Origin of the sequence: Pseudoalteromonas sp. S3785 (assembly GCF_005887365.1) — a bacterium.
Classification (GTDB): domain Bacteria; phylum Pseudomonadota; class Gammaproteobacteria; order Enterobacterales; family Alteromonadaceae; genus Pseudoalteromonas.
Genome location: NZ_PNCT01000019.1, coordinates 13110 through 32466, shown reverse-complemented (window position 1 = coordinate 32466; position 19357 = coordinate 13110). Strand labels below are relative to the sequence as shown.

The 19357-nt window shown below is 40.6% G+C and carries 13 protein-coding genes; 8 read left to right on the top strand and 5 right to left on the bottom strand.

Going from position 1 to position 19357, the window contains the following annotated elements:
* Positions 1–85: 85 nt before the first annotated feature.
* From nadK to CWC17_RS05230, 4 genes are all read left to right on the top strand, one after another.
* A complete protein-coding gene (gene nadK / locus CWC17_RS05245) occupies positions 86–970 on the top strand; it encodes an NAD(+) kinase (RefSeq protein WP_055015249.1) in 885 nt (294 codons plus the stop codon).
* A 75-nt stretch (positions 971–1045) separates the two neighbouring features.
* Positions 1046–1612 carry a hypothetical protein gene (locus CWC17_RS05240; RefSeq protein ID WP_138612288.1) on the top strand — a complete coding sequence of 189 codons (567 nt, stop codon included), beginning with the start codon at positions 1046–1048 and terminating at the stop codon, positions 1610–1612.
* A 75-nt stretch (positions 1613–1687) separates the two neighbouring features.
* Positions 1688–3361 carry a DNA repair protein RecN gene (gene recN, locus CWC17_RS05235; RefSeq protein ID WP_055015225.1) on the top strand — a complete coding sequence of 558 codons (1674 nt, stop codon included), beginning with the start codon at positions 1688–1690 and terminating at the stop codon, positions 3359–3361.
* A 37-nt stretch (positions 3362–3398) separates the two neighbouring features.
* A complete protein-coding gene (locus CWC17_RS05230; protein WP_138612287.1) occupies positions 3399–3710 on the top strand; it encodes a hypothetical protein in 312 nt (103 codons plus the stop codon).
* A 12-nt stretch (positions 3711–3722) separates the two neighbouring features.
* On the opposite strand, the gene CWC17_RS05225 is transcribed toward CWC17_RS05230, so the two are convergent.
* From CWC17_RS05225 to CWC17_RS05210, 4 genes are all read right to left on the bottom strand, one after another.
* Positions 3723–4742, bottom strand: a complete 1020-nt coding sequence (locus CWC17_RS05225; RefSeq protein ID WP_249935891.1) for a GGDEF domain-containing protein — start codon at positions 4740–4742, stop codon at positions 3723–3725.
* Positions 4743–5379: 637 nt separating this feature from the next.
* Positions 5380–6795 (bottom strand): glutamate synthase small subunit GltD family protein, encoded by a 1416-nt coding sequence (locus tag CWC17_RS05220; RefSeq protein WP_138612286.1) that lies wholly within the window; start codon positions 6793–6795, stop codon positions 5380–5382.
* A 9-nt stretch (positions 6796–6804) separates the two neighbouring features.
* Positions 6805–11262: a glutamate synthase large subunit gene (gene gltB, locus CWC17_RS05215; protein WP_138612285.1), complete on the bottom strand. Its 4458-nt coding sequence runs from the start codon at positions 11260–11262 to the stop codon at positions 6805–6807.
* 845 nt (positions 11263–12107) lie between these two features.
* On the bottom strand, positions 12108–12446 hold the full coding sequence (locus CWC17_RS05210) for a Grx4 family monothiol glutaredoxin (RefSeq protein WP_016709200.1): 339 nt from the start codon (positions 12444–12446) through the stop codon (positions 12108–12110).
* Between the two features lie 266 nt (positions 12447–12712).
* On the opposite strand from CWC17_RS05210, the gene CWC17_RS05205 reads away from it, so the two are divergent.
* The 4 genes from CWC17_RS05205 to CWC17_RS05190 all read left to right on the top strand — a co-directional run bounded on the left by CWC17_RS05205 (position 12713) and on the right by CWC17_RS05190 (position 18268).
* Positions 12713–13294, top strand: coding sequence for a Fe-Mn family superoxide dismutase (locus CWC17_RS05205; protein WP_138612284.1), 582 nt, complete (start codon positions 12713–12715; stop codon positions 13292–13294).
* 209 nt (positions 13295–13503) lie between these two features.
* Complete coding sequence (locus CWC17_RS05200; protein ID WP_055015232.1) at positions 13504–15426, top strand: PrkA family serine protein kinase; 1923 nt, start codon at positions 13504–13506, stop codon at positions 15424–15426.
* Positions 15427–15452: 26 nt separating this feature from the next.
* Positions 15453–16736, top strand: a complete 1284-nt coding sequence (locus CWC17_RS05195) for a YeaH/YhbH family protein (RefSeq protein ID WP_138612283.1) — start codon at positions 15453–15455, stop codon at positions 16734–16736.
* A gap of 17 nt (positions 16737–16753) precedes the next feature.
* Positions 16754–18268 (top strand): SpoVR family protein, encoded by a 1515-nt coding sequence (locus tag CWC17_RS05190; RefSeq protein WP_138612282.1) that lies wholly within the window; start codon positions 16754–16756, stop codon positions 18266–18268.
* Between the two features lie 115 nt (positions 18269–18383).
* Here CWC17_RS05190 and CWC17_RS05185 read toward each other — a convergent pair whose 3' ends face one another.
* A complete protein-coding gene (locus tag CWC17_RS05185; protein WP_138542308.1) occupies positions 18384–19355 on the bottom strand; it encodes a sensor domain-containing diguanylate cyclase in 972 nt (323 codons plus the stop codon).
* Between the last annotated feature and the right edge of the window lie 2 nt (positions 19356–19357).

The window sequence follows — 19357 nt, the reverse complement described above, 5'->3', positions numbered from 1 at the left end:
ATTATCATATAGCTAAATCTATGTTTTCAAACATTTGTGTTTTGAGTTACTCTACAAAAATATTATTACTATTATTGCAGCCATTATGCACTCACCGTTTAAAATTATTGGCCTTATAGGTAAGCCAAACCACCCTAAAGCTGCGGCTACGTTACAACGTTTACATACTTTTTTATCGGCTCTTGGCTTTACAGTGATTGTAGAAAAGCGCACCGGCGGGCAATTATCTGATGTGCCTGATACGCATCAAGTTGACCTTGTTAGCTTAGGCGAACAAGCTGACCTTGCTATTGTTGTAGGGGGTGATGGCAATATGCTTGGTGCTGCACGTGTGTTGGCACGCTTTGATGTCGCTGTAATTGGGGTTAACAGGGGTAATTTGGGCTTTTTAACCGATTTAAACCCCGAAGGCTTTGAAGGCAGCCTTGAGCAAGTATTAAGTGGCGACTATTTAGAAGAGAAACGTTTTTTACTCGAAGTAGAAGTATACCGTCATAATGAACTTAAAAGCGCCAATTCAGCCGTCAACGAAGCGGTGCTGCATGCCGATAAAGTAGCCCACATGATTGAGTTTGAGGCTTTTATCAATAATGACTTTGTGTTTTCTCAACGCTCTGATGGTTTAATTGTATCAACCCCAACAGGCTCTACAGCTTATTCTTTATCGGGTGGTGGTCCCATTTTAACGCCTGAGCTTAATGCTATTTCACTCGTACCTATGTTTCCGCATACATTATCGAGCAGGCCATTAGTTGTTGATGCAGATAATGAGGTACGTTTAAAGTTAAGCCTTGATAACACCGACAGTTTACAAGTCAGTTGCGACAGCCATGTCGTGCTTGCCGTTTTACCCGGCGATGAAGTCGTAATTAAAAAAGCAGATAGAAAACTGCGCTTAATTCACCCAAAAAACTACTCTTACTACAACGTTTTACGTACTAAACTTAATTGGGGCAGCCGTTTATACTAATTTTATTGCCATGTGTAGTGCTTTAGCGCAAAATACAAAACAAATAAAAATTAATCAAACTAGGAATATCTAGCAATGACTTATGTTGTTATCTTTGCTTTGTTATTACTTATCACTTTGCTTGGCGCTTACATTAGGGTTGAAAACAATAGAAAAAAAGCCCTAGAAATCAAAAAAAAACAATTTAACGAACGTGTTGCCCACGTAAACACTCGTCTTAAAACTAAGCTTAACAATTTATTAGAAGCCAAAATAATAAGACCTAAATATGTAGCGCAAATTCAGGCAATTGTGAGTAACTTTTTTGTGGTTCAACCTCATACAGAGGAAAACCTACAGCATTTAGAAGATATTAACGACAGTTTAATAAGTACGCTTTCGATTGAGTTTCAAAAAGCAGTGCTAAATGAAAATACACAAGCTCTGCAAGACAATATACAGTACTTTGTGAGTGAGTTACCGCAACAAGGTATACTTTTTAATAAAGCGTTTTATCAAGAAATTTTACCTTCATTAATTCTACAAATTAAAACTGACACACCTGTAAATCCTAGCGAACCCCTTGAAAATACTGAAGAAGGCCCTTCTGATGAAAGTGCGAATACTGATGAACAGCTTTCTCAAAATGCCAGTGTTTCTTAAAAAGTAAAAAATTAATTTGCAAAAAACCTAAACACTGTATAAATTAACAGTTAATTCACTGGATGGATGAACAGTATGTTAATTGGTTTAGAAATTAAAAATTTTGCAATTGTAAGTAATTTAAGCACTGAGTGGCATAACGGCATGACGGCGATAACGGGTGAAACCGGCGCGGGTAAATCTATTGCCATTGATGCTCTTTCACTGTGCCTTGGCGAACGCGCTGAAGCGTCGGCTGTTCGCCCAGGTACAGATAAAGCCGAAGTGTGTGCACAATTTGATTTAACTGCTCTCCCTCTTGCCAAAGCATTTTTAGAACAACACATGCTCACCAGTAACGACAACGAATGCCTACTTAGACGTGTTGTATGTAAAAATGGTCGAAGTAAAAGCTATATCAATGGCAGCGCTGTTACAGCCGCTCAACTTAAAGAGCTGGGACAATACTTAATTTCTATTCACGGGCAACATGCTCATCAGCACCTTTTAAAAGCTGAACACCAGCTGCAGCTGCTTGACGCCTATGCAGGCCATAACCAGCTTGTAAAAGCGGTTAGTCAAAGCTATAAGCTCTATGCAAACCTACAAAAAGAATTTAAACAGCTTGAGCAACAGCAGCTACAGCAAGCTGCGCAAAAACAATTACTCGAATACCAAGTTGCCGAATTAGACGAATTTGCCTTACAAGACGGCGAGTTTGAAAAAATAGAAGCCGAACACTACAAACTAAGTAATAGCCAAACTATTTTAGAAGCGTGTCAGCGCGAACTGCAGCACCTATACGAAAGTGATGAACAAAATGCCTGCTCTATGCTTCAACACAGCGCACAGCAATTTGCCGAGCTTGCAAATTATGATGAAAGTTTAGCTGGTGTGGCTGCATTATTAGATGAAGCCGCAGTTCAAGTAGAAGAAGCAAGCAGAGAAGTAAGAAACTATGCAGAGCAAGCCGACCTAGACCCCACCCGATTAACAGAGGTGGAAACCCGCTTAAGTGGCGCAATGGACTTAGCCCGTAAGCATCACATAAAGCCACAAGAGCTGGTTGAGTTTCATCAAGGTTTAACACAAGAGCTGGAGTCAATTAGCAACAATAGTTCACGTTTGGCACAATTAGACGATGAAATAAGTAATGCGCTCAGTGCATACCAAAAAGCCGGCGAACAATTAAGCGAAAGCCGTCAAAAATATGCTAATACCTTAAACCAACTAATTAGTGACAGCATGGCTAACCTGTCGATGGAAAATGGGGTCTTTGAAATTCAGCTTAACCAAGAAGTTGAACGCCAACCCAACGCACTAGGTTTTGATAGTGTTTCGTTTTTGGTCTCTACTAATCCTGGCCAGCCATTACAGCCTTTAGCTAAAGTAGCCTCGGGTGGTGAGTTGTCGCGTATAAGCTTAGCTATACAGGTGATTATTGCACAAAAAGTGACAACGCCAACGCTTATTTTTGACGAAGTTGACGTTGGAATATCAGGCCCTACCGCTTCCTCTGTAGGGAAGTTACTACGCCAACTAGGAAAATCAACACAGGTTATTTGTGTAACTCATCTACCGCAGGTTGCAAGCAGTGCGCACCAGCAGTTTTTTGTAGCAAAAGAAATTGCACAAGGTGAGACTTTTACCCAAATGCTCAGCCTAAATAAAGACGGACGCATTAACGAAATTGCGCGCTTGCTTGGTGGCGACAATATAAGTAAAACCGCTAAGGCAAATGCTAAAGAGCTTATTATGGCACACGCCTAAGTTATACTTTTGCTACAAAAGTGGAGAGACGTTTTAAATGCAAAACATGCTGATAAATTTTTGCCATGTTACTGGGTGGCTACTTGTAGTTTTGAGCTTTTTGCTTATTGGGTTTAGTAAATTTAAGCACGCAGAATTTAAACAAAAGCTTTTTAGCTTTTTAAAAATTATATTGGTTTATCAAGTAACTGTGAGTGTATGGCAGTGGTTTATTATTGGCAACATTGTGGCTAATCATCAATGGTTACTTTTACTAGCACAAATACTGTGCAGTGCAATATGCTATTTAAGTGTGCAGCGGCGAAAAAGTAAAAGCCGCCCAAGCCTTGATAGCTTTTCTATGGACTGACTAATATAGGTGCTAAGAGCACGTTCTATTTTTACCTTGCTCTTTTGCTTTGTATAACAACTCGTCGGCCAGTTTTATGTCTTGGGCTATAGTTGTAGTTAACTGGCTTTGCGCAAGCCCTATACTTATAGTTAATACCACCGAGTTTCCATTCATACGCACTGGATTTTTTTGTAATTCTGCATGAATTTTTTCTGCAATACTCTGCCCCGGCTCTTTGTCGCTGTTTGGTAATGCAATTAAAAACTCTTCACCGCCCCAACGCGAAGCTATAGCTTGCTTTGGCAAACTCTTTTTTAAAATATTGGCAAGTTGAGTTAACGCTTCATCACCAAAGTCGTGGCCGTAGTTGTCATTAATTTTTTTGAAGTTATCAACATCAGCTAACAAAATTACATAAGGCTGTTTAGTTTTTTTATGAAGATGTTTAAGCTGCGCCAGCTCTTTCATCATAAAACGTCTATTTGGTAAATCAGTTAAATGATCTATTGTGGCGAGGCGTTCATTTTTGATACTTAGCGCAACTATTTTTTCATTGTATTTTTCGCGTGAGCGCTCGTAAAAACCGCTTAATAAAGCCACAATAATAAAGGAGATAACGACCCTCAGCGGCAGTGCTTCAGGTTGGTAATCGTAAATATTAAAACTATCTGTGATGATAAATCCGGCGATCACTGCAAATAAAAAAGCAATGATATCAACAGTTCCTTTTTTAAGACCTCTGATTGAATAAGTCACCGGTGATACAATAAATATCCAAATGGGGCCGGTTCCTTCAGCTCCGCCCGTGATCACTAAATAGAGCATTAAACAGTAAAGATTATATAAAATGGTCGTCGCTGATTTTTCGACTGCACGGTAAAGGCTAAAAGCCCACGCATAAAACCCCGCAGAAACTAACAGCATAGTACCAAGTATTACATCAGTATTAGACAATGCATTACACGCCATAGCGAAGGTAGCTATAAATCCGATAGTCGAAAAAAAGCGTACAATTAGCTTTCTTTCTCTGTTGTCTGAGTATGCATTCATATTATTATTTTTTAATTGCAAGTGAGCTTTAAAAACTCATTATCCGAGGATTCAAAAAAGAAGTTAGCTGCAAGTTTGTACTGAAATAGCACTTTAAGCAAGATTTACTCGTTAATTATTGGTTAATGGCAATTTTTTAATACTTTTTCACTTAAAGAAGCGAGCCTATCAGTTAAGAGCTATCTGGGGTTTTTATTGGGGCACTTACTGGGTTTAGGTAGCACATACCTTGGATAAGCTCGCTCTTGTTTTACTGGGCAATGCTAAACTTAATTTACTGACAATACTCCTGCGTGGGTCTTCGCGATAAAGTGACATACAAATGACGGTTTATACTGCCATCTCGGCAGATAATCTTTTACGTCTTATCGTTGCTTCACCTACAAGTCCTGCACATTGCTTAATAAACACTGGACAAAGGAAATCACTGGGCTGCCCTAGTCATTCTGTGTTTAATGCATACCCATTGGCAGAGAAATTGCGGTAGTGAGTTGTAAAAGAAAAGGCTTCTGAATTGATTCAGAAGCCTTTATATATTAACCAGTAGCTCGGTCAATGGATCATTAAATATGTCTTAGTTGATCGGCATTAAGCCCCTTAACGTGCCTTTATTACATTTAAAAATGTAACGCGGTAATTAAACCTCTAAATAATCCATAATACCTTCAGCAGCGTTACGGCCTTCAAAAATAGCTGTTACAACTAAATCAGAGCCTCTCACTATATCGCCACCTGCAAATATTTTTGGGTTCGTTGTTTGATGAGTAAATTCACCTTGCTCTGGTGCGTTAATGCCGCCCCAGTGGTTAATTTCTACATCATACTTTTCTAACCAGTCCAGTTTGTGTGGTTTAAAGCCAAACGCCATAATAACTTGGTCTGCCTCAAGTACGTGCTCTGAGCCTGGTACTACTTCTGCTCGGCTACGGCCGTTTTCATCAGGCTCACCAAGTTGAGTTTTAACCATTTTAACGCCTGCAACATGGCCATTATCATCAAGTACAATGCCCGTTGGCTGTACATTAAAAGTAAAGTTTACACCTTCTTCTTTAGCGTTTTTAACTTCACGTTTAGAGCCTGGCATATTTTCTTCATCACGACGATAAGCACACGTTACTTTAGCCGCATTTTGGCGAATAGAAGTTCGCACACAGTCCATCGCGGTATCACCACCGCCAAGTACCACAACCTTTTGATTGGCCATATCAATGCACGCTTGGTTTTTTTCATCGTAACCCATAACGCGATTTGTGTTACCAATTAAAAATGGCAGTGCATCGTGTACGCCTGGCGCGTCTTCGTTTTCAAGACCAGCGCGCATACTCTGATATGTACCTACACCTAAAAATACCGCGTCGTAGTCAGCTAAAATTTCGTCCATGGTGATATCTGCACCCACTTCAACGTTTAGCTTAAATTCCACACCCATTTCGGTGAAAATTTCACGACGTTTTTGCATTACTTCTTTTTCAAGTTTGAAAGAAGGAATACCAAAAGTAAGTAAGCCCCCAATTTCAGGATGACGGTCAAAAACCACTGGTTTTACACCGTTACGCACTAAAATATCAGCACACCCTAAACCAGCCGGGCCCGCACCAATAATAGCTACTTTTTTATCCGTCCATGTCACGTATGACATGTCTGGCTTCCAGCCCATTTTAAATGCGGTATCGGTAATGTATTTTTCAATATTACCTATTGTTACTGCGCCAAACTCTTCATCAAGCGTACATGACCCTTCACACAGTCTGTCTTGTGGGCAAACACGTCCACATACCTCTGGCAAACTGTTTGTACGATGAGAAAGCTCAGCCGCTTCTAAAATACGGCCAGTTCTAATTAATTTTAACCACTGAGGAATGTAGTTATGCACTGGGCATTTCCATTCACAGTAAGGGTTACCACAATCTAAACAACGGTCAGCTTGTGAATTTACCTGATTCTCAGAAAAGGGTTCGTAAATTTCCACGAAAGATTTTTTACGCGCCGAGATTGGTTTTTTGCGTGGATCAACACGCTGCACGTCTATAAATTGATATACATTTTCGCTCATACTGCCCCCTTATTGCGCTTGAACACGAAGTTCTGCGCTACTACGAGCGCGGTGCCCGAGTAAACTTTTTACATCACTTGATTTTGGTTTAACTAGTTTGAACATAGGTAAATACAGTTCAAAATTAGCTAAAATGGTTTCTGCTCGACATGAACCTGTAAGCTCTAAATGCTCGGCTATAAGGCCGCGCAAATGCTCTTGGTGCGAGCTTAAATCATCAAGTGTTACTACTTCTACAAGCTCTGGATTAATGCGTTTTTCAAAGTCACTTCGCTCATCTAAAATATAAGCAAAACCACCAGTCATACCCGCACCAAAGTTAACGCCTACGTTGCCTAGCACACATACAACGCCGCCAGTCATGTATTCACAGCCGTTATCACCTACGCCTTCAACAACGGCTTGCACGCCAGAGTTGCGCACTGCAAAACGCTCACCAGCACAGCCTGCGGCAAATAACTTACCACCCGTAGCACCGTACAAACATGTGTTGCCCGCAATAGTCGCTTTATGACTTTCAAACGATGAACCCAGTGGTGGACGTATAACAAGCTTACCACCAGCCATGCCTTTACCCACGTAGTCGTTTGCATCGCCAATAAGGGTCATTTCAAGGCCACCAGCATTCCAAACACCAAATGATTGTCCTGCAGTGCCATGTAGCTCAATCGATACTGGATCTGCAGCCATACCTTGGTTGCCATGCTTTGAGGCGATGTAACCCGACAGCATTGCGCCAACTGAACGGTCTGTATTGCATATGCGGCTCACAAGCGAAATACCCGAAGAAGTATCAATTGCTTGTTGTGCTTTACCTAGTAACGTTTCGTTAAGTTCACCTAAATAATGAGAGCTATTTGGCGCACTACAAAATAAGGTTTCGCCCGTTGGGTTATTTGGCTGAGCAATCACAGACGATAAATCTATTTTCTTTTGCTTCGCTGTTTTACCTTCAATTGCTTCAAGTAAATCTAAACGGCCAATTAAGTCAGTTAGATTAGCAACACCTAAGCTTGCCATAATTTCGCGCGCTTCTTGGGCTATAAACTTAAAGTAGTTCATCGCCATTTCTGGTAAGCCGTGGTAATGCTTTTGACGAAGTGTTTCATCCTGCGTTGCAACACCGGTCGCACAGTTATTTAAATGACAAATACGTAGGTATTTACAACCTAGCGCCACCATTGGGCCCGTACCAAAGCCAAAGCTCTCAGCACCTAAAATAGCGGCTTTAATGATATCTAAACCTGTTTTTAAACCACCATCTGTTTGCAAGCGAATCCGGTGACGAAGGCCATTTTCAACAAGTGCTTGCTGGGTTTCTGCAAGGCCAAGCTCCCAAGGGCTACCTGCATACTTTACAGACGTAAGCGGGCTTGCGCCTGTGCCACCGTCGTAACCCGAAATTGTAATTAAATCAGCATATGCTTTAGCTACACCGGTAGCAATTGTGCCCACACCTGGCTCTGACACTAACTTAACCGAGATCATCGCTTCAGGATTTACTTGTTTTAAATCAAATATTAGCTGAGCTAAATCTTCAATCGAGTAAATATCGTGGTGCGGCGGTGGTGATATTAGTGTTACACCCGGAACTGAATAACGAAGTTTAGCAATATAAGGCGTTACTTTTTCACCCGGTAGCTGTCCACCTTCACCAGGCTTAGCACCCTGCGCCACTTTGATTTGAATTACATCAGCATTACGAAGGTAGTGCGGCGTTACACCAAATCGACCCGAGGCAACTTGTTTGATTCGTGAGTTTTTCTCGGTGTTGTAACGGAGTTTGTCTTCGCCACCTTCACCAGAATTTGAACAGCCCCCTAGGCGGTTCATTGCAATGGCTAGCGCTTCATGCGCCTCTGGTGAAAGTGCACCAATACTCATTGCTGCTGAGTCAAAACGCTTATATAGGTTTTCGGCAGGCTCTACATCGTCAACACTAATGCCTTTTTCAGGTAGTTTAAGCGCTAACATATCGCGCAGCGTTGCAATAGGACGGCTATTAACTAAATCAGCATAGGCTGAGTAGTCTTTATAATCGCCTGAACGTACGGCCTTTTGTAGCGTTTGAATAACATCTGGGTTGTAAGCGTGGTATTCACCACCGTGAACATATTTTAATAAACCGCCGTGGCTGAGTAACTTACGCTTACTAAAAGCAAGTTTATGTAGCTTTTGCTGATCATTATCAAAATCGCTAAAACAGGCTCCTTTAATACGGCTTGCAACACCTTTAAAACACATCTCTATCATGGCATCTGATAAACCAACGGCTTCAAAAAGCATTGAACAACGGTACGATGCAATCGTACTTATGCCCATTTTAGACATAATTTTGTAAAGGCCTTTATTAATAGCTTTTCGGTACGAAAGCGTCACTTCGCAGTACGATTTTTCAATCACTTTACTGTCGCTCATCGCAACCAGTGACTCGTATGCAAGGTATGGGTATATTGCGGTTGCACCAAACCCAAGTAATACAGCAAATTGGTGTGCATCGCGTACGCTGCCCGTTTCAATAATAATGTTCGACTCACAACGTAAGTTGTTATCTACAAGGCGCTTTTGTACAGCACCTACCGCCATTGCAGCAGGAATTGGTAATTGGGTTTCGCTAAAGTTACGGTCAGATAAAATAAGCATTACACAGCCGGCAGCTGCTTTTTCTTGTGCAGCGTCGCAAATACGTGCAACCGCTTTTTCTAAACCTTCCTCTGCAGTGTATGTAATATCAATTTTACAGTAGCTGTAATGCTCGTCATCGGCATTTAGTAGCTGCTGCATATCAGCATACATTAAAATTGGCGTATCAAACTGTAGGCGCTTAGCATGGCCTGTGGTTTCATTAAATACGTTTTGCTCACTACCAATACACGTTGCCAATGACATTACGTGGTTTTCACGCAGCGGATCGATTGGCGGATTAGTTACTTGCGCAAACTTTTGACGGAAGTAATCATACAGAGAACGATGCCCTTCGCTTAACACAGCAAATGGCGTGTCATCGCCCATTGAGCCTGTTGCTTCTTGGCCGTTTTCACCCATTACGCGAATAACACTATCGAGCTCTTCGTTAGTGTAACCAAACATTTTTTGGTATTTAACAAGCGTTTCGTCATCAAATGAGCGATTACCCGCATCTTGTTCGGTAAGCTCTTCAAACGGAGTTAGGCGTTTAACATTTTCTTCAAGCCATGACTTATAAGGGTGACGCGATTTTAAATCTTGATCGATTTCGTCTGAGTGCCAGATTTTGCCTAATTTAGTATCAATTACTAAAAGCTCGCCTGGCCCTACACGGCCTTTTTCGACCACTTCATCTGCAGTGTAATCCCAAATACCTACTTCAGAGGCCAGTGTAATAAAGCCATCTTGTGTAATAACATAGCGCGCTGGGCGAAGGCCATTTCTATCAAGGTTACATGCTGCAAAGCGACCATCAGACATTACAATACCTGCTGGGCCATCCCACGGCTCCATGTGCATAGAGTTAAAGTCGTAAAATGCACGTAAGTCATCATCCATAGCACGATTTTTCTGCCATGCAGGTGGCACAAGCATACGCATAGCACGGAATAAATCCATGCCACCCGCTAAAAACAGCTCCAGCATATTGTCTAGGCTTGATGAGTCAGAGCCAGTTTCGTTTACAAACGGTGCTGCGCTTTGTAAGTCAGGAATAAGTGGCGATGAAAACTTATACGAACGTGCACGGGCCCATTGGCGGTTGCCTTCAATGGTATTAATTTCACCATTATGCGCTAAATACCTAAATGGTTGTGCTAAAGGCCAACGCGGCTGAGTATTAGTAGAAAAACGCTGATGGAATACACAAATAGCGCTGGTCATACGAATATCAGCTAAGTCTAAATAAAAGTTAGGTAAATCAGCAGGCATCATAAGGCCTTTATAGATAGTCACTAACCCCGATAAACTCGCAATATAAAACGACTCATCCTCTGCTAAACGCTTTTCTGCGCGGCGACGTGCTACATATAAACGTCGCTCTAAATCTTTAGAACGCCAACCTTCCGCCGCACTAACAAAAATTTGTTCAAAACCAGGTAATTGCTGTGTAGCAATTGGCCCTAGCATTGAAGGGTCAGTAGGCACTTCACGCCAACCAAGTATTTTAAGTGTTTCTTGTTCTAATTCTTCACATAAAACCTGTTTTGCAGCTTGTGCTAAAACGGGATCTGAATTTAAGAAAACCATGCCTACGGCGTAATTTTTACCTAAGTGCCAGTTATGCTCGTTAGCAATGGCACGAAAAAAACTGTCAGGTTTTTGCAGTAATAAACCACAGCCGTCGCCTGTTTTACCATCGGCAGATATACCACCGCGGTGTTGCATGCGATCAAGTCCAGTAATAGCTGTACGAATAAGCCGATGACTAGCTTGACCATTTACTTGGGCTATTAAGCCAAAGCCACAATTATCTTTTTCTAATGTTGAGTCGTATAACATAGACCCCTCCCTTGCTGCACTGTTAACGTGAATGAACTGCTCGACGATTTGCTAACAGACGCACAAAACTAGCCTCTATAGTAAATAGAGTCAATATTATTTTGAATACATATTCACATTCTTGAATATTTCTCACTTCAAGGCAAGGTTTCTTTTTAACTCATAACTTTTAACAATTAGTGCTTATTTAACCGTTATTTTTTCATGACACTGGTGTCAATTTTAACATTTTGTAAAAATAAAGGATGCAAGCAAATACCCTTTACGTAAACGTAAAGCCCCCGACTAATGAATAAATATTCATTGAAACTTTATTGGTTTAGTTAACATTTAGATAGTTTAATGCAATTTAAATAAATTAAAGGTTTAGGATCGCGCTTTTTTAGCGTTCATTGGTATAGTTATGAATTGTTGTGTCGTTTTTAGTGCAAATGGTGTGAATTTTTATTTAATACCAATTCGCTTAATTAAGTGTTCTATTTTGAGGCTGGAAAAACGTATTGATAGCCAGGCAAAAAACTCGATATTGGGTTGTGCTAAAAAAGAATCTTTTAGCGCAGATAGCGATACGTATAGCCCAGCATAGCTGGTTAAGTCTTATTACGCCTTGGTATAAAACTCAATTTTTTAATTAAAATTTGCGCTTATATTAAGTAGCATTGTTGCTTACTTATGCTTACTAAGGTGTATCTAAACGAGGAATGAGGGCTGAGTTTGCTAACTATTGAGCACAAATTATTGGTTATAATCATAGGCTGATCAATAAATTAAAACGCAAGAAAGTTATAGATAGGCACTAAAAAGCCACGTAAACGTGGCTTTTATTATGTTTAGCAAAGTAACTATTACTCTGCGTCAGCTTCTTTGTATTTAGCTGCAGTTTCAGTGATCAATGGCTGTAATTCACCACGCTGAAACATTTCAATAATAATGTCGCAACCACCTATCAATTCGCCCTCAACCCAAAGCTGTGGGAAGGTAGGCCAATTAGCGTATGCTGGTAGCTCAGCACGAATATCTGGATTAAGTAAAATATCAACATAGGCAAATGGTTCGCCACATGACATTAGAGCTTGTGACGCTTGTGAAGAAAAACCACAATTTGGTAATTTAGGTGACCCTTTCATGTAAAGGATAATTGGGTTTTCAGAAATCTGCTGTTTAATTTTATCAATGGTTTCCATCTACAACCTCAAAATGACGATAGCTTGATATATCCGGGGCTTGAAAATAAATCATTGTGGCCACAAATATATAACTTAAAATGGGCAAATAAAGCCGCAATTGAAATAGTCTTTAGCAATAGCATTGCTGTTTGCTTAAACTTGAGTAAAATACTCAACAATTATAGTAACACTATATTCTCGTTTGGTATAGGTAAGTGGTCTGTTCTATCAGGCATTACGTACTACCAAGCGAGTTATCAACCAAAAGAAGATGGAGATAAAAAATGGCATTTGAACTACCGTCACTACCATATGCAATTGATGCACTTGAGCCTCACATTTCAAAAGAAACTCTTGAGTATCACCACGGTAAGCATCACAACACGTATGTTGTTAAATTAAACGGTTTAATTCCAGGTACTGAATTTGAGAACAAATCTTTAGAAGAGATTGTTTGCTCATCTGAAGGTGGCGTATTTAACAATGCTGCACAAATTTGGAACCACACTTTTTACTGGAACTGCCTATCTCCAAATGGCGGCGGTGAACCAACAGGTGCAATTGCTGACGCTATCAACGCGAAATGGGGCTCATTTGACGCGTTTAAAGAAGCACTAAACGACAAAGCTGTTAACAACTTTGGCTCTAGCTGGACATGGTTAGTTAAACTAGCTGACGGTTCATTAGATATCGTAAACACATCTAACGCAGCAACGCCGCTTACAGACGAAGGTGTTACACCAATCCTAACTGTGGATTTATGGGAACACGCATACTACATTGATTACCGTAACGTGCGTCCAGATTACCTTAAAGGTTTTTGGGCGCTTGTTAACTGGGAATTCGCGAACGCTAACTTCGCTTAATTAGCCACTATAGGCTGTTTTAAAAAGGCGCTTCGGCGTCTTTTTTTATGCCTTTAAAAAATTTAAGCCGCCTTTATACGTGCTAAATTGATAAATTAGCCACATGATCTTTTTTCACTTAAATTTTTAATTTTATTGCACAAAAATTTCAAACTGAGACTAGACTTTAAAAAGTAAGCACCTTTTTAAAGTGGGTTTCGGAGGTTATTATGACTATTTTTGAGCACTACCAAGCACGATACGAAGCAGCACAAGAAGAAGAATACAGCATCAGCGAATTTTTAGAAATTTGTAAAAATGATAAATCAGCTTATGCCAGCGCACCCGAGCGCTTACTTATGGCAATAGGTGAACCACAAATGGTTGATACTGCAACCGACGCACGTTTAAGCCGCTTGTTTTCTAATCGAGTTGTTGCACGCTACCCTGCATTTGAAGACTTTTACGGCATGGAAGATGCCATAGAGCAAATTGTCTCCTATTTAAAACATGCGGCTCAAGGACTAGAAGAATGCAAACAAGTCCTTTATTTACTCGGCCCCGTAGGGGGAGGTAAATCTTCAATCGCTGAAAAACTAAAATACTTAATGCAACAGGTGCCTATATACTCGATTAAAGGCTCGCCGGTAAACGACCACCCGCTTTGTTTGTTTGACCCCGTAGAAGATGCAAATGTGCTTGAAAAAGAATACGGTATTAAGCCCCGTTATTTAAAAACCATTATGTCGCCATGGGCTGCAAAACGACTAAAAGAATTTAATGGTGACATCAGCCAATTCAGAGTTGTAAAGCGCTACCCTTCTATTTTAAATCAAATTGGTATAGCCAAAACCGAGCCTGGTGATGAAAACAATCAAGATATTTCAGCATTGGTAGGCAAAGTAGATATTCGTCAGCTTGAGCACTTTGCTCAAAACGATCCAGACGCTTACGCTTATTCAGGCTCATTATGTTTAGCAAACCAAGGCTTAATGGAGTTTGTAGAAATGTTTAAAGCACCTATTAAGGTGCTGCATCCACTCCTTACCGCAACGCAAGAGGGGAATTACAACGGTACAGAGGGCATTAGCGCCCTGCCCTTTAACGGCATGATTTTAGCTCACTCAAATGAGTCAGAATGGCAAACGTTTAAAAATAATAAAAACAACGAAGCGTTTTTAGATAGGGTATATATTGTAAAAGTTCCTTACTGCTTGCGTGTTACCGAGGAAATTAAAATATACGACAAACTCATTCAGCACAGTGAACTGGCAAGCGCCCCCTGTGCACCAGGTACGTTAAAAACACTGGCACAATTTACTACGCTTTCTCGTTTAAAAGAGCCTGAGAACTCAAGCATTTATTCAAAAATGCGGGTATACGATGGAGAAACCCTAAAAGATACTGACCCTAAAGCGAAATCTTATCAAGAGTACCGTGATTACGCAGGGGTTGATGAGGGTATGACTGGCCTTTCGACCCGTTTTGCTTTTAAAATTTTGTCACGCGTATTTAATTTTGATACCACTGAAGTGGCCGCCAATCCAGTGCATTTATTCTATGTATTGGAACAACAAATAGAGCGTGAACAATTTAGTGCTGAAGTGGAAGAGCGTTATTTAAGCTTTTTAAAAGGCTATTTAATTCCACAATATGTTGAGTTTATTGGCAAAGAACTCCAAACCGCTTATTTAGAGTCGTACTCTGAGTATGGGCAAAATATTTTTGACCGCTATGTAATTTATGCTGATTTTTGGATACAAGATCAAGAATATAGAGACCCAGATACAGGACAACTATTTGACCGCGCATCGTTAAATGCAGAACTTGAAAAAATAGAAAAACCCGCCGGCATTTCTAATCCCAAAGATTTTAGGAACGAAATAGTTAACTTTGTATTACGTGCACGCGCTCACAATAATGGTAAAAACCCACTATGGACAAGCTACGAAAAACTGCGCACGGTTATTGAGAAAAAAATGTTCTCAAACACTGAGGATCTTCTCCCTGTTATCTCCTTTAATACTAAAACCTCAGCAGAGGATCAGCAAAAGCACGAGGACTTTGTTAACCGCATGGTTGAAAAAGGCTACACGCAAAAACAAGTGCGTTTACTTTCTGAGTGGTATTTACGGGTTAGAAAATCGCAGTAACCTTCATGTAGTTTAGGGGGAACAGTATGGCGCATTTTATAGATAGACGTTTAAATGGTAAAAATAAAAGCACGCTTAACCGCCAGCGCTTTATTAGGCGCTATAAAAAGCAAATAAAAGAAGCCGTATCTGATGCGGTTAATAAACGTAGCGTTACCGACTCTAGTTCAGGGGAGAGTATATCTATCCCGCAACGAGATATTAGCGAGCCCATTTTTCACCAAGGTAAAGGGGGTGACAGAGAACAAATTCACCCTGGCAACGATCAATTCTCTACAGGTGACAAAATTGAGCGCCCCAAAGACGGCCAAGGTGGTGGTTCAGGCGATGGCAATGCGAGTGATTCAGGCGAAGGCCAAGATGACTTTGTGTTTTCTATTTCTAAAGATGAATACCTTGACTTGCTCTTTGAAGACTTAGCGCTGCCCAACTTACAAGAAAACCAGCTAGATAAACTTGTACAAATGAAAACTCATCGGGCTGGTTTTTGTAGCGATGGTATGCCCAGTAATATTGATATAATACGCTCATTACAGGGCTCACTCGCCAGAAGAGTCGCCATGAGTGCGGGTAAAAAAAGGCGCTTAGCAGAGCTTGAAGGTCAACTCGCGATGGAACTTGAGCAAGCCGCCAGCGACCAAGCTATCGTAGCATTATTGCAAGAGGAAATTGATCAACTCAAACAGCAAATAAAATCCGTACCTTTTATCGATAACTACGACTTACGTTTTCGTAATTATGAAAAACGCCCCCACCCCACCAGCAAAGCCGTTATGTTTTGTATTATGGATGTATCAGGCTCGATGGATCAGGCCACAAAAGACATGGCAAAGCGTTTTTATATTTTGCTGTATCAATTTTTGACCCGTAGTTATAAAGACATTGAGGTAGTGTATATACGCCACCATACACAAGCTAAAGAGGTCGACGAACAAGAGTTCTTTTATTCTCAGGAAACGGGAGGCACTATTGTCTCCAGTGCCCTTAAATTAATGAACGATATAATAAAAGAGCGTTATGATTCAGAGCAGTGGAACATATACGCGGCGCAAGCATCCGATGGCGATAACTGGGCTGACGATACCCCCCACTGCGCAGAAATATTACGCAATAAGTTACTTAGCGCCGTTCGTTACTTTGCTTATATAGAAATTACCACGCGTGCGCATCAAAGCTTATGGCGCGAATACCAAAACATTACCCACACTCATAGCAACTTTGCTATACAACATATACAACGTGTTGAAGATATTTACCCTATGTTTAGGGAGCTCTTTAAAAAAAATCGTCAACAACAAGGCGCTGCTTAGCCTAAGCGAGGTTTACGATGAATAATGAACGAATTAGTGATGGTCCAGACTGGACCTTTGAACTGCTTGAGCAGTACCAAACTGAAATAGCCCGCGTTGCCACCCATTACCGATTAGACACTTACCCTAATCAAATCGAAGTCATTACAGCAGAACAAATGATGGATGCGTATTCAAGCGTTGGCATGCCAATAGGATACAGCCATTGGTCATATGGTAAAAAATTTATCCAAACAGAACAAAATTATAAACGTGGCCAAATGGGGCTGGCTTACGAAATTGTTATTAATTCAAATCCCTGTATTGCTTATTTAATGGAAGAAAACACACTTCCCATGCAGGCTTTGGTTATGGCACATGCCTGTTATGGCCATAATTCATTTTTTAAAGGGAACTACTTATTTAAAACATGGACTGACGCCGATTCCATCATAGATTACTTAGTGTTTGCTAAAAATTACATTAGCCGTTGTGAGGAAAAATATGGCATTACTCAAGTAGAAAACTTGATTGATTCGTGTCACGCATTGATGAATTATGGTGTAGATAGATACAAACGCCCGCAGCAAATATCCCTTTTTGAAGAGCAAAAGCGTCAAAAAGAGCGTGAAGATTACATGCAATCACAAGTAAACGAGCTATGGCGTACTATCCCTAAGCAACAACAGGAAGCTAAAAAGCAAGAAAGACACTTTCCCCAAGAGCCGCAAGAAAATATCTTATATTTCATCGAGAAAAATGCACCACTATTAGAGTCTTGGCAGCGAGAAGTAATACGTATTGTTCGAAAAATATCGCAATATTTTTATCCACAAAAACAAACCCAAGTAATGAACGAAGGGTGGGCAACCTTTTGGCATTACACTATTTTAAATCACTTATATGATGAGGGTAAATTAACCGACTCATTCATGATGGAGTTTTTGCAAAGCCATACCAACGTGGTTTATCAGCCACCTTATAACAGCAATTACTATTCAGGTATAAACCCCTATGCCCTAGGCTTTAATATGATGGTAGATATTCGCCGTATTTGCGAAAACCCAACAGATGAGGACAGACGCTGGTTTCCTGAGTATGCAGGGACTGATTGGCTTGACACTCTGCATTTTGCGATGGAAAATTTTAAAGATGAAAGCTTCATAAGCCAATTTTTATCACCAAAGCTAATACGTGACTTTAAGTTATTTACTATTGTCGATCATAGCCGTAATCCACATCTTGAAATAGGCGCAATTCATGACGATAGCGGCTATCGGGCTGTACGCGAAGCGCTTTCAGCGCAGTATAATTTGAGCAATCACGAACCTAACATTCAAGTGTATAATGTTGATATTAGGGGCGATCGCTCTTTAACGTTGCGCTATGTTCCTCACAATAATATCCCCCTCGCGGACTCCCACAAAGAGGTGCTAAAACACCTTTACAGGTTATGGGGGTTTAAGGTGCAACTACAGCAAGAGACAAGTAGCGGCGATGTCTCTACGCTTGGCCAATGCCCAGCTGATGACACACGCCATATTTCAGAGTAAGTAAGGTGGAAAAGCAAAAGTCATTAGCATTTGTGGGCATAAAAACAGCGCAAGCTCGCAGAGCTAAGTATTACTCACGTAGCATTATTTTAATAGCACATAATAAAAATGACGCTTATGCGTCATTTTTTATATCCTCAAAATCAGTTACTCTGTTACGACCATGCTCTTTTGAGTAATACAACGCTTTATCAGCAGCTTCAATCCAACGTTCATGCTTTGCAAACTCTGGACTATTGCCTGCAAAGCCAACACTCACTGTCATCTCTATTTTTGTATGCTTATAAATAAAAGGGTTGGCCTCTATCAGTGCTCTTAAGCGCTCGGCGAATGTTGCTGCGCCTTGTTTGTCGGTATCAAGTAAAGTAACAACAAACTCCTCCCCACCATATCGTCCTGCTATGTCGGTTTCGCGAAGCGTCGTTCGAAGCAAATCTGAAAGGTGGCGAAGCGCCTCATCACCACAGCTATGACCATGCTCATCATTAATTTTTTTAAAATGGTCGATATCAAACATTAACAGTGTACTGCTACCACCACTGCGCTTAACGCGCAAAAACTCTTGGTGCAGCGTGCTTTCCCAATGCCCGCGATTATACAGTTGCGTTAGGCTATCAGTTTGGCTGACTTGTTCTAAACGCTTGTTTAAATCTTCCAATTCTTTTTTATTTACTGCCACATCGGTAACATCGTAAATAATAATACAAATATGGCTTACTTCGCCCAATGTGTTGGTAAGTGGAATAAAAGTCGCGTTTTGGTACATGTAATCCGCTTTACCAGTAATTGGCCGATAATTTTTAAAACGAAAAATGTAAGGTTGCTGCTCCCAAATAGTAAACGAGCGGTTTTTAAGTACAAATACAGACTCTGACTTACTTCTAAACCATTTTTCGTCAATTGAGGGAAATAAATCAAATAAATCTTTGTCCTTTACAGCGCTGGGCAATAGCCCTGAATGGTTTTCCATAAAGCCATTCCATACGCACACTTTATAGTCTCTATCCAGTACAACTAGGCCCACATCAACTGTGTTAAACATATCCATTAACCAATGGATTTCATTCATTTCTAAATCAGCGGCCATAA